Raw genomic sequence first — 12,329 nt, 5'->3', positions numbered from 1 at the left:
CGCAGATCCCCGTGTCAGATCTCGTCGACGACCACACTGTTCCCGCCGGACTGCTTGGACCGGTACATCGCCGCGTCCGCCGTGCGAGCTGCTCGTCCCACGACGGAGGTGCCCACGTCCCACAGCGCGGAGTCCTCACGCAGCAGTGCCATACCGACGCTCGCCGTGACCGGAATATCGTCCCGATGGTCGCACAGCACGCGCACCACATCGACGCCGAGGTCGACGGTACTCTGCGCATGTCCGACGACGGCCAGCAGAAATTCTTCGCCACCGGTTCGCGCGAGCACTCCGCCGTGGTGGCGGGCGAGTCTGCGCAACCGATCCGCGACCCGGACGATGACCTCGTCGCCCCGGCTGTGGCCGTAGCGGTCGTTGACGGCCTTGAACTTGTCGATGTCGACCACCAGGAACGCCATCGACAGTCCGCGTTTGTTCGCGAGCTGCCACAGGTCGAGCAGTTCACTGTCGATACCGCGGCGGTTGTACACCCCGGTCAGAGGATCGAGTACCGACCGCTTGGCGTCGTTGGACAACGTCGTCCACGCCACCTGCGCGAACACCGGTACCGCCACCGTTGCCAGCAACAGCACCACCGTCGCCGTCGCGACCGCCGGTCCGTCGACGGCAATCACCTCGCCGTCCATCACAGCGAGGAACGTGCGAATACCGAAGCCGATGATGAACGTCGCCGTCCACACCAGGTGGGCGACGAGCAATCGAGGGCTGAGGAAATACGTACAGAACGCTCCGGTGACGGCGAACAGCACAGTTCCGATCAGGGACGCGACCGGCGCGTACAACACCAGCACCGAGGTGGTCAGAATGTCACCGAACGCCAGGAACCCGACGAAGAACTTCTTCCCGGGGATCGGGCCGAACACGCACCGTGCGGCAACGAGTACCTGCGTGAACAGGACGAAGAAGACCCACCCGATTGCCGGCGAGCCGGTGGGGCCGAGATCGCTGAACAACATGAGAATCGACGTGAGGGCATACATCAGGACGGCGGTGCCGAAGACGACCCGGATGATTCCCGTCAGTGGACGAGTGGACCGGTGGTTGATGATCCATTCGAAGTCGTGCGGAGCCCGGTACCAATCCGACGTGGCGGCGGCGAGTTTGGCCAGAACTCCGCGTCGATGCCGGCCGGAACGTCGGAGGGAGGCGACTTCATCGAAGCCGCGACCACCTGATGCCATGTACGAACTCCCACCGATTCAAAGCAGACCCCCGACGGCCGTGTGAATGATGTCACACCTGTTGTACGTCCCGAACGACCCGGGACGGAGCCGCAGGACGCTCCAGGCATTCCGACTCGGCACACTGTGCTTCGTCACAATGTCCCGGTCCGTGGTCACAACGATTCGGGTGCGTCCCGATAGGCCGCGACAACCTCGTGGGTGAGAGCCGTTGCTCGACGAGCCCACTCGGGCGTGCTTCCGGCCAAGCCGCAGGACGGCGTCACCGACACCTGCGAAGCGAGTATCGAACGATCGAAGCCGAGGCTGTCGACCAACTTCACACCGGGCTCGGCGCACTCGCGCCACAAGGGTGGTCGGTCCGGGGTTGCCGACGGCACCGATCCCAGTACGAGGGTCTTGCCGGCCTGGAGCAGCTCTCCCAGCGCATCGAGGTCGGTTCGGCGCAGCTCGTGTGCATCCACGGCCACCGCGACGGCTCGGGTTCGGCGCAGCAGATCGACGGGAGCTCCCCCGTCACAGCAGTGCACAGCGACCGGTAACGCGATGGTGTCGATCAGTGAGTCGAGCAGGTCCAGAACCTCCGGTTCCGGGATCGCGCGCACCGAGTCGATACCGGTGATCCCGGTCAGACTGCCCGCGAGAACGGCGGCGAGACTGGGTTCGTCGAGTTGGACCACCACGTTCGCCGAAAGTCTGCGTGCCACTTCTGCGCAGTGCAGACGCAGCCCCTCGCCGAGGGATTCCGCGAAGTGCCGTAGAGCGCCGCGGTCGGTCAGCGCACGGTGTCCGTGCCGCAATTCGACCTGCGCGGCCATGGTGAACGGTCCTGCAGCCTGCACCTTGATGGTCCGGCCGGTACCGCGTAGTCCCGCGACCTCCCACAGTTCCTCGAGCACGTCGAGATCCTCGGTGAGAAAATCGGTCGCACGGCGACCGGCCAGCATCGGACGCGGTACGACGCGGTAGCCCGACGTCCGGACGTCGAGTTCGACGTCGACCATGATGGCTCCGGTGCGGCCGATCATGTCGGCACCGAGCCCGCGCCCGGGCAGTTCGACCACGTGCGGCAGTTCACCCAGCTCGCCGAGGACGATGGCGACGGCCTCACGAACGTCGGTGCCGGGCCACGAACCTATGCCGGTCGCCAGCCCTCCGAACGTGCTCGGGGTCACTCGCGCTCGGATCGGGTGCCCGAGATGGTCGAGCTGCCGATCACGATGTCACCGTGAATGTCCTTGCGGTACAACACCGCTGCCTGCCCTTTGGCGACACCGGTCAAGGGTGCCCGGAGCTGGATCTCCATCCCGTCGCCGACGGACTCGGCAACCGCGTCGGTCAGCCCGCCGTGCGCCCGAACCTGTACGACGCATTCGATGGGCCCGGTGGGCGCGGTGCCCTCGGTCCACACAGCGCGGTCTCCGGTGATGGACCAGACGTCGAGCTTCTGCGCCGAACCGACCATGACGGTGCCGGTGTCCGGTTCGATCGAGGTGACGTAGCGCGGACGGCCGTCCACGGCCGGTCCTTCCACCCCGAGACCCTTACGCTGGCCGATGGTGAAGCCGTGCACACCGTCGTGGTCCGCCAACTCGGCTCCGGTCTCGGAGTCGACGACCTTGCCGGGACGAACACCGATGTGTGCGCCGAGGAAGGCCCGGGTGTCGCCCGAGGGAATGAAGCAGATGTCGTGACTGTCCGGCTTGTCGGCGACGGCGAGACCCCGCTCGGCTGCTTCCTCGCGAATCTCGGACTTGGGGGTGTCGCCGATGGGGAACATCGCACGCGAAAGCTGTCCTCGGTTCAGGACGGCCAGCACGTAGGACTGATCCTTGTCGGCGTCCACCGCACGCCGCAGAACTCCGTCGTGCAGTTGCGCGTAGTGCCCGGTCGCGACGGCGTCGAAGCCCAGTGCCAACGCGCGGTCCGCGAGCGCGGAGAACTTGATCTTCTCGTTGCAACGCAGGCACGGGTTCGGAGTCTCCCCCGCGGCGTACGAGGCGACGAAGTCGTCGATGACGTCTTCTTTGAACCGATCCGCGAAGTCCCAGACGTAGAACGGTATTCCGAGGACGTCGGCAGCTCGGCGTGCATCCCCGGCGTCTTCTTTCGAGCAGCACCCGCGAGAGCCGGTCCGCAGCGCCCCGGGAGCGGTGGACAGCGCCAGGTGAACGCCCACGACGTCGTGCCCCTCGTCGACGGCTCGAGCCGCGGCGACTGCGGAGTCGACTCCCCCGCTCATGGCAGCAAGAACACGCATCAGCGATTTCCTCCTCGAGCTCCGACGCCGGCAAGTCCGGCGGCACGAGCACGTTCGACGACCTGCGGCAGGGCCGCAAGCACAGTGGTGATGTCCGAATCGGACGAGCCGGTTCCCAACGAGAACCGCAGGGATCCGCGGGCCACGCCCGGATCGCACCCGAGCGCGATCAGAACATGGCTCGCGCTCGCCACACCCGCCGTGCAGGCGGATCCCGTCGAACATTCTATGCCCGCGGCGTCGAGAAGCATCAACAGCGAATCCCCCTCGCACCCGGGGAAGGTGAAGTGCACGTTTCCGGCGAGCCGCCCGTCGCCCTCCGGGCCGTTGAGGATTGCGTCGGGCACCACCTCGCGAACCCCGGTGATGAGTCGATCACGCAACGCGCGAGTTCGTTCCCCGTGCAGCGACAGATTCTGCACCGTCGAGCGCAGTGCGGCCGCCATCGCGACGACGCCGGCCGTGTCGGGCGTGCCGGACCGGACGTCACGTTCGTGTCCACCACCGTGGAACAGCGGCACGCACGGGACCTGGCGGCCCAACAACAGGGCTCCGACGCCCTGTGGGCCCCCGAACTTGTGCGCGGCGATACTCAGGGCGGACAGACCGCTGTCGGCGAATCCCACTGGTAGGTGCGGTACGGCCTGCACGGCGTCGCTGTGCATCGGAACGCCGTACTCCGCGGCCACCGCTGCGAGTTCGGCGATCGGCATGACGGTGCCGATCTCGTTGTTGGCCCACATGACCGTCACCAGCGCGGTCTCGTCTGCGTGCAGAGCCAGCTCGGCGCGCAGCACATCGGGGGTGACCCGGCCCTCGTCGTCGACCGGGAGCCAGGTGACACTCGCCCCTTCGTGCGCGACGAGCCACTCCACCGCGTCGAGCACGGCGTGATGCTCCACCGAGCTGGCGATGATCCTGGTCAGTGCGGCGTTCGAGTCTCGACGGGCCGAAAAGATGCCCTTGACGGCGAGATTGTCGCTTTCGGTACCACCGGAGGTGAAGATCACCTCGGACGGGCGCGCACCGAGGTCCGCGGCGATCGACTCGCGAGATTCCTCGACCCGGCGACGGGCGGACCGGCCCGAGGTGTGCAGCGACGATGCGTTCCCGACGGTGCCGAACACGGAGTTCATCGCCTCGATCGCACACGGCAACATGGGGGTGGTCGCGGCGTGATCGAGGTACACCGATGGCTGCGGCGGGGTGGGGGCAGGCGTACTGCGCACAGAAGGCATAACGCGCTCGACGATACCCGGTCGAGCGACCGCGGACCTACCTGCGCGAGGTGGGTCCACGGTCGCCCGGTTCAGCTGTGGATCAGGCGGCTGCAACCGTCGGCGCGCTGGGGCTTCGCTCGGCTTCGGCCATCACCTCGTGCACCGTCGGGTCGTAGACGTCCTTCCGGGGTCGTTCCGCAGGCTCCACTCCGTCGTCGCGTCGAATCGCCACCTCGCAGCGCCGCGCGAGGTCGTGTCGATCGCCGCCGGGCGCTTCCGGGGCGGTGAACTCGACCTCGGCACGCAGTCCGGCGAGCCGGAAGATGCGGCCGATCGACGCTCCGATCGTCTCGTCTCCGACGAAGCACGTCGCGGTGGTCGGTTCGCCGTGTCGATCGAGATAGCGCAGCCGGATGGGCTGCACCCACGTCTCGGAATCGATGGCAGCTTGCAACAGGGCCGGGCGAAGCGATCCGTAGGCCAACCCACACCACGTGGTGGCCTCGGGGAACACGACGACCGAAGCGCCTGCGCGGATTCGGTCGGCAACCTGGTCGACAACGGCCGGGAGCTCACGCAGTCGTGCGCGATCGATGGGAAGCACCTTCATGGCCCGGGCCAGTCGCCCGAGTAGCGGCCAGTCCACCAGATCGGCTCGCGCAACGAACGTCGACGGGCGCACTGCCGTGAGGACGACGACGTCGGTCCACGAAATGTGTCCGGAAACGTGCAGGGCACCACCTGCCGTACGCGACCGCTCCCGCTCCGAGCGTGTATCGAGCACGGTGAGATCGATGCCGATGGCCGATAACAGCATCCGAGCGCCCAGCCGCGTCAATGCATGCCGAACCCGGGGAAGGGGCACCCCCAGGACGACCAACAGCGGCAACAGCGCGAAGGCCGCGATCGCCGCAACGATGCGCAGAACGAGGACGATTCGACGCACCGTGGGCGGATTCTTCGGCAGACACCCGTCACTGCACGGCGAGGACGGCATCCAGGCGTGTGCGCGAACCAGGGGTTGCGTCATCGGGCACCCGACTCGAATGTCGTTGCTGCAGAACGAAGACGGTCCAGATACCTGGTGTTGGCCTCGTGCAGGCCGAGGAGCGCGACGAAATCCGCCACTGCGAATTCCGGGTCGTGGGCGGGCTCACCGCAGATGGAGGCACCGAGCCGGAGGTAACCGTTCATCAACGGCGGCATGGACGTTCGCTTCGCCGCCGGAATGTCGAGGAGATCGACGCCGTCGACGACCACGGGGTGGTAGGGCACGACCCGCCTGTCGACCGCTGTCGCGTGTCGATCCAACAGCCGGTCGCGAACACCACGCACGTTGGCCCCGACCGCTTCCTCGGGAGCCGATTGCATCGGAACCGACACGCAACCCATCACCCACTCGTACCCCGTCACGTCGAGGTAGTGCAGGATTCCCGCCCACATCAGGCCGAGGACCGACCCCGATCGGTGGTCGGGATGCACAGCCGCCCTACCCATTTCGACGATGTTCATCCCGACGGGATCGAGCGCGGAGATGTCGAATTCGGTTGCGGTGTAATAGCCGCCTGCCGACACCGCGGCCTGCGGCGGCAACATGCGATAGCAACCGACGAACGTGTCGGTCCACTGGTCGCGAACGAGAAGGTGGTCGCAGAAATCGTCGAACCGGTCGGCGTCCAGACCGTCCGTGTCGGTGGGTATGGCAAAGCCGGGCTCGGAGGCGAACACGTCGTAGCGCAGGCGCTGCGCCGCGAGTCGGTGTTCGGGGTCGGTGGACAACACGAGCGAATAGCGGTCGGTGGCCGGGACGATCGATGCAGTCGAGCTCATGACGGAAGTGGTCATGAGGTGTGTCTAACGAGCGGGGAAGACTACCGGGCATCGCCGAGGAGAAGTGTCGGAAGAGTTTGCATGAACACGATTGCGCCAGTCGAAACGCGACGGGCCCCCACCGCAATCGCGATGAGGGCCCGTCGAGCAGAGATTTTCGCCGAGAGGCTATCCCTTGTGCTTCTTGACGGCCTCGGTCAGCTGAGGCGCGACGTTGAACAGGTCACCGACGATGCCGTAGTCGGCGATCTCGAAGATGGGTGCTTCCTCGTCCTTGTTCACCGCGACGATGGTCTTCGAGGTCTGCATGCCGGCACGGTGCTGGATGGCTCCGGAAATGCCCAGTGCGACGTACAGCTGCGGGGAGACGGTCTTGCCCGTCTGGCCCACCTGGAACTGGCCCGGGTAGTAACCGGAGTCCACGGCGGCACGCGAGGCACCCACTGCGGCACCCAGCGAATCTGCCAGATCCTCGACGACGGTGAACTTGTCGGCGCTGCCGACGCCACGTCCACCGGAGACGACGACCGTCGCTTCGGTCAGTTCCGGACGGTCGCCGCCGACGATCGGGTCACGCGAGGTGACCTTGACGGTGCCCTCTTCCTGCGCCGGGACCTCGACGGTCTCGCGGGTTCCCGCTCCGGCCTTCGGCTCTGCCTCGACTGCGCCGGGGCGCAGCGAGAGGACGGGGACGTCGCCGTTGGCCTTGGCCTCGACGGTGAACGCACCACCGAAGATGGAGTAGACGGCACTGCCGTCGCCGTTGATCGCGACGACGTCGTTGTGGTAGCCCGAGCCCAGACGGGCGGCGAGGCGGCCGGCAACTTCCTTGCCCTCGATCGTCGCTGCGGTGATGATCGCCGCAGGCGAGACCGACTCGGCGAGGGACGACAGGACGTCGACCTTCGGCGTGACGAGAAAACCGTCGACGTCGTCGGACTCGGCGACGTAGATTTTCTCGGCACCGGCCTCGGTCAATGCGTTGGCGACCTTGTCGGCGGTACCGACCGGGCCGGTGACGACCGCGGACGGCTCACCCAGTGCGCGGGCCGCGGTGATCAGCTCGGAGCTGACCTTCTTCAGTGTTCCTTCGACGTGCTCCACGAGCACGAGTACTTCTGCCATGACTTTGCTCCTCGTTGGTCTTCGATTGCTCGGTGGGGCGGGATCAGATGATCTTCTGGCCTACGAGGTAGGTGGCGATCTTGTCGCCGCCGTCGCCCTCGTCGGTGAGCCGCTCGCCGGCAGTCTTGGGAGGCTTGGGAGTGGACGAGGTGACCGTCGTTCCGGCGTTGTCGACGCCGACAATGCCGTCCTCGACACCGATGTCGGCCAGAGTGATGGTCTGCACCGTCTTCTTCTTGGCGGCCATGATTCCCTTGAACGACGGGAACCGAGGCTCGTTGATCTTCTCGGTGACGCTCACGATGGCGGGCAGCGTGGCTTCGAGTCCGAAGATGCCCTCGTCGGTCTCGCGCTCGCCGGTGACCTTGCCGTCTGCGACGGACAGCTTGCGCAGCTGCGTCAGGGCCGGGATCTGCAGGTATTCGGCGATGATCGCCGGAACTGCGCCGGTGCGGCCGTCGGTGGCCTCGTTACCCGCGATGATGAGATCGGCAGGCTCGTCGTTCTCGAACGCGACGTTGCCCAGTGCCGCAGCCAGGGCGTACCCGGTCTGGATAGCGTCGGAGCCGTGCAGGCTCGGGTCGTTGAGGTGTACCGCGCTGTCCGCGCCCATCGACAGAGCCTTGCGGATCGCGTCGGTGGCGCGATCGGGGCCTGCGGACAGAACCTTGACCTCACCGCCCTGAGCTTCCTTGATGAGCAGGGCTTCTTCGACGGCCCGCTCGTTGATCTCGTCGAGGACGGCGTCTGCAGCCTCGCGATCGAGGGTGTAGTCACCGTCGCTGAGCTTGCGCTCGGACCATGTGTCTGGAACCTGCTTGATCAAAACAACGATGTTCGTCATGGGTCTGCGTCGACCTCCTGGTCATGTTCTGCTGATCGTGAGTGTTCTAACGGTTGCTGCAAGTCGAACGGTTGGTGCAGTTCTACGTTCTGCTACCAGGTTACCCCACCGTAGTTACTGGTGGGTAACTTACCTCCCTGCCCGATCGACCATACATCCGCACCCCGACCGTTATGGAGACCACGTTGGCTTACCTCATCGCCGGAGGCACTAACCTTCCGTCGGTGAACGATTCATCGGCTCGGACACCGGCACCGGAACCACTCCCCCTCACCGGCGAGCGAACTGTGCCCGGCATCGCCGAGGAGAACTACTGGTTCCGCCGTCACGAGGTGGTCTACCGCGCCCTCGCAGAGCGGTGCCGCGACCGCACGGTGCTCGAAGCCGGATCGGGAGAAGGCTACGGAGCCAACATGATTGCCGAGGTTGCGGCCTACGTCGTCGGCCTCGACTACGACGTCTCGGCCGCGACGCACGTCCACGCGCGCTACCCCGCGGTGACGATGGTGCGCGGCAATCTCGACCGCCTTCCGTTCGCGGATTCCTCGGTCGGCGTCGTCGTCAACTTCCAGGTCATCGAACACCTCTGGGATCAAGGAGCGTTCCTGGCCGAAGTGCACCGCGTCCTCGAGCCCGGCGGCACGCTGCTGATCAGCACACCGAACCGCATCACCTTCTCGCCCGGACGCGACACTCCCCTCAACCCCTTCCACACCCGCGAACTCGACGCGGCAGAACTGACCGAGTTGCTCGTCGCCGCCCGCCTCGAGGTCACCGAACTCACCGGAGTCCGGCACGGCAGCACGCTGGCCGCCCTCGACGCCAAACACGGCGGATCCTTCATCGACGCGCAGATCGAACGAGCACTCGCCGGTGAACCCTGGCCTGCCGAACTCGCCGAGGACGTCGCCGCGATCACCATCGCCGACTTCGACATCGCGGCCGATCGAATCGACGACAGCCTCGACCTGGTCGCCGTCGCCCGAAAGAGCTCGGCTGCGGTGATCGGGTGACATCCGGTGCCACCGTGCCGGGCATGTTCTCCCTCGTGCTGCACTCCCACCTGCCCTGGTTGGCCAATCACGGCAGGTGGCCCGTCGGCGAGGAATGGCTGTACCAGTCCTGGGCCGACTGCTACCTCCCACTGACCGCGGCACTGGAACGGCTGGCCGACGACGGTTACGCCGACGTCCTCTCGCTCGGCGTCACCCCGGTACTCGCGGCCCAGCTCGACGATCCACATTGCCTGGCCGGCATGCACCATTGGCTCGGAAACTGGCAGCTACGCGCGCACGAGGCAACCGACCCCGCGCTCTCGATACGCGAACACCGGGCATCCGCCGCAGCTCTGGACCGCTTCGAGACGCGATGGCGACACGGCAGCTCGGCAGTACTTCGTCCGCTGATCGACACGGGCATCGTCGAACTGCTGGGTGGGCCGCTCGCGCACCCGTTCCAACCGTTGCTCGACGAAAGACTGCGGCGGTTCTCCCTCAGCGAGGGCCTACGCGACGCCGCCGCCCGATGGGGCACCACGCCCCGCGGTATCTGGGCACCGGAATGCGGATTCACCCCCGGAATGGAAACCGAATACGCGGCCGCCGGCGTCTCGCACTTCATGGTCGACGGCCCCGCCATGCGGGGCGACACCTCCCTCGGCCGGCCCGTGTGGGATTCGGACGTCGTCGCGTTCGGGCGCGACCTCCCGGTCAGCTACCGCGTCTGGTCACCGAAGTCCGGCTACCCGGGCCACGGTGCCTACCGAGATTTCCACACCTACGACCACGCGACCGGACTCAAACCGGCCCGGGTCACCGGCCGCACCGTCGACTCGAACGACAAGGCTCCCTACGAACCCGAGCGTGCCGCGGCAGCAGTGGACCGTCACGTCGCCGACTTCGTCGACGTGGTGCGTCGGCGCTTGATCTCCGAATCCGAGCGGATCGGCCGCGATGCCGTGGTGGTGGCCGCGTTCGACACCGAACTGTTCGGACACTGGTGGCACGAGGGGCCACAGTGGCTCGAGAAGTTGATGCGCGCCCTGCCCGCCGCGGGAGTCACCGTCGGAACGCTGAACGATGCCCGGGAACGGGGATACGTCGGAGCCCCACTCGAACTGCAGGATTCTTCCTGGGGATCGGGCAAGGACTGGCGCGTGTGGGCGGGCGACGACGTCGCCGACCTGGTGAAGCTCAACGCCGAGGTGTCCCGGACCGCGCTCGATGCCGTCGACGCCTCCCGTGCCGTCCGAAGCCGGGCGGGTGGCCCCGAACTGCGCAATCGAGTCGACGATCAGATTCTGCGTGAGACACTCATGGCCGTGGCCAGCGACTGGGCGTTCATGGTCAGCAAGGACTCCGCAGCCGGATACGCCCGAGAGCGAGCTCACGTCCACGCACATGCGCTGCGTGAAATCGCTGCCGCGCAGCAGCACCCGGCCCGAGCAGAAGAATTGGCGCGGCAGTGGAATCACGCAGACGGACTGTTCGCGGCGCTGGACGCACGCAGACTGCCCGATGCACGCCGAGAAGGCCCAGGGGGGGCGTAGATGAGAGTTCTGATGGTGTCGTGGGAGTACCCACCCGTGGTGGTCGGCGGGCTGGGTCGCCACGTTCATCACCTGGCGACCGAGCTGGTGCGCTGCGGGCACGAGGTCGTCGTTCTCTCTCGCCGACCCACCGGCACCGACGCGTCCACCCATCCCACCTCCCACCACATCGAGGACGGCGTATTGGTGGTCGCCGTCGCCGAGGATCCGGCGCACTTCGTGTTCGGAGAGGACATGCTCGCGTGGACTCTGGCGATGGGGCACGCCATGGTGCGGGCAGGGGTCGCCCTCGGTAAACCCGGCCTCGGCGACGGCTGGCAGCCCGATGTCGTCCACGCCCACGACTGGCTGGTCGCGCACCCGGCCATCGCTCTGGCCGAGTTCTACGACGTCCCGCTGGTCTCGACCATCCATGCCACCGAGGCCGGACGACACAGCGGCTGGATCTCGGGCACCGTCAACCGCCAGGTCCATTCGATCGAATGGTGGCTCGCGAACGATTCCGATGCGATCATCGCGTGCTCGGCGTCGATGAAGGACGAGGTCACAGCCCTGTTCGACGTCGCCGAGTCGACGGTCTCGGTCATTCACAACGGCATCGACGGATCCGCGTGGAGTTTCCGACGCCGACAGCCCCGCTCCGAGCCCGCGAAATTGCTGTTCGTCGGTCGTCTGGAATACGAGAAGGGCATCCAGGACGCCATAGCCGCTCTGCCACGCGTCAGACGAAGTCACCCCGGCACCACGCTGCACATCGCCGGCGAAGGCACTCAGTTCGGGTGGCTGGCAGGTCTGGCACGCACCCACCGCGTCGCCAGGTCGGTGTCGTTCCTCGGCAACCTGAACCACTCCGATCTGCTCGGATGGCTGCACGGCGCCGACGCCATCGTCCTTCCCAGCCGGTACGAACCCTTCGGCATCATCGCCCTCGAGGCCGCGGCAGCAGGCATTCCGTTGGTGGCATCGACGGCCGGCGGACTCGGCGAGGCGATCGTCGACGGCGTCACCGGGCTGTCCTTTCCGCCGGGTGATGTGGCCGCGCTGACGGCGGCGGTGCGGCGGGTGTTGGACAACGCCGATGCGGCGCAGGAGAGAGCCGTCGCCGCTCGGGAACGTCTCACCGTCGACTTCGACTGGAAGCACGTCGCGGAGTCGACGGCTCGGGTGTACCTCGAAGCCAAGCGCAAGGTTCGCCATCCGCTGGGTCGCCCGCACATCGTCGAACGCGCCCTGCCCGATCGCAGCTGACCCCATGTGAGTGGAACCTCGTAGTCCACTACGAGGTTCCACTCACATGGGT

General features: G+C 66.7%; 11 protein-coding genes. 3 read left to right on the top strand and 8 right to left on the bottom strand.

What is annotated here, in order from left to right:
- Positions 1-14 precede the first annotated feature (14 nt).
- From CH266_RS11025 to CH266_RS10990, 8 genes are all read right to left on the bottom strand, one after another.
- Positions 15-1,202 (bottom strand): GGDEF domain-containing protein, encoded by a 1,188-nt coding sequence (locus CH266_RS11025; protein WP_094715294.1) that lies wholly within the window; start codon positions 1,200-1,202, stop codon positions 15-17.
- Positions 1,203-1,357: 155 nt separating this feature from the next.
- Positions 1,358-2,377 carry a methionine synthase gene (locus CH266_RS11020; protein ID WP_094715293.1) on the bottom strand — a complete coding sequence of 340 codons (1,020 nt, stop codon included), beginning with the start codon at positions 2,375-2,377 and terminating at the stop codon, positions 1,358-1,360.
- On the bottom strand, positions 2,374-3,462 hold the full coding sequence (gene mnmA / locus CH266_RS11015; protein ID WP_094663085.1) for a tRNA 2-thiouridine(34) synthase MnmA: 1,089 nt from the start codon (positions 3,460-3,462) through the stop codon (positions 2,374-2,376). The genes CH266_RS11020 and mnmA overlap by 4 nt, the downstream gene beginning before the upstream one ends.
- Complete coding sequence (locus CH266_RS11010) at positions 3,462-4,700, bottom strand: cysteine desulfurase family protein (RefSeq protein WP_094715292.1); 1,239 nt, start codon at positions 4,698-4,700, stop codon at positions 3,462-3,464. The genes mnmA and CH266_RS11010 overlap by 1 nt, the downstream gene beginning before the upstream one ends.
- 82 nt (positions 4,701-4,782) lie before the next feature.
- Positions 4,783-5,712, bottom strand: a complete 930-nt coding sequence (locus tag CH266_RS11005; protein ID WP_094715291.1) for a lysophospholipid acyltransferase family protein — start codon at positions 5,710-5,712, stop codon at positions 4,783-4,785.
- Complete coding sequence (locus tag CH266_RS11000; RefSeq protein ID WP_094715290.1) at positions 5,709-6,527, bottom strand: GNAT family N-acetyltransferase; 819 nt, start codon at positions 6,525-6,527, stop codon at positions 5,709-5,711. Before CH266_RS11000 ends, CH266_RS11005 begins: the two co-directional genes overlap by 4 nt.
- A 153-nt stretch (positions 6,528-6,680) precedes the next feature.
- A complete protein-coding gene (locus tag CH266_RS10995) occupies positions 6,681-7,637 on the bottom strand; it encodes an electron transfer flavoprotein subunit alpha/FixB family protein (RefSeq protein WP_094715289.1) in 957 nt (318 codons plus the stop codon).
- 43 nt (positions 7,638-7,680) lie between these two features.
- Complete coding sequence (locus CH266_RS10990; RefSeq protein ID WP_027496624.1) at positions 7,681-8,481, bottom strand: electron transfer flavoprotein subunit beta/FixA family protein; 801 nt, start codon at positions 8,479-8,481, stop codon at positions 7,681-7,683.
- Between the two features lie 173 nt (positions 8,482-8,654).
- Here CH266_RS10990 and CH266_RS10985 point away from each other — a divergent pair, with 173 nt between their 5' ends.
- Genes CH266_RS10985 through CH266_RS10975 form a run of 3 tightly spaced genes read left to right on the top strand, consistent with a single transcriptional unit; the run spans position 8,655 to position 12,277 of the window.
- The gene (locus CH266_RS10985) at positions 8,655-9,494 is read left to right on the top strand and encodes a class I SAM-dependent methyltransferase (protein ID WP_094715288.1); all 840 of its coding nucleotides are present in this window, start codon (positions 8,655-8,657) and stop codon (positions 9,492-9,494) included.
- Between the two features lie 23 nt (positions 9,495-9,517).
- Positions 9,518-11,029 (top strand): 1,4-alpha-glucan branching protein domain-containing protein, encoded by a 1,512-nt coding sequence (locus tag CH266_RS10980; RefSeq protein WP_094715502.1) that lies wholly within the window; start codon positions 9,518-9,520, stop codon positions 11,027-11,029.
- Positions 11,030-12,277: a glycosyltransferase family 4 protein gene (locus tag CH266_RS10975; RefSeq protein ID WP_032372654.1), complete on the top strand. Its 1,248-nt coding sequence runs from the start codon at positions 11,030-11,032 to the stop codon at positions 12,275-12,277. It abuts the gene before it with no gap.
- The last annotated feature ends 52 nt before the right edge of the window (positions 12,278-12,329 follow it).

The organism is Rhodococcus sp. 06-1474-1B (assembly GCF_002258885.1).
Taxonomy (GTDB): domain Bacteria; phylum Actinomycetota; class Actinomycetes; order Mycobacteriales; family Mycobacteriaceae; genus Rhodococcoides; species Rhodococcoides fascians.
This window is presented reverse-complemented; position numbering and strand designations above follow the sequence as displayed.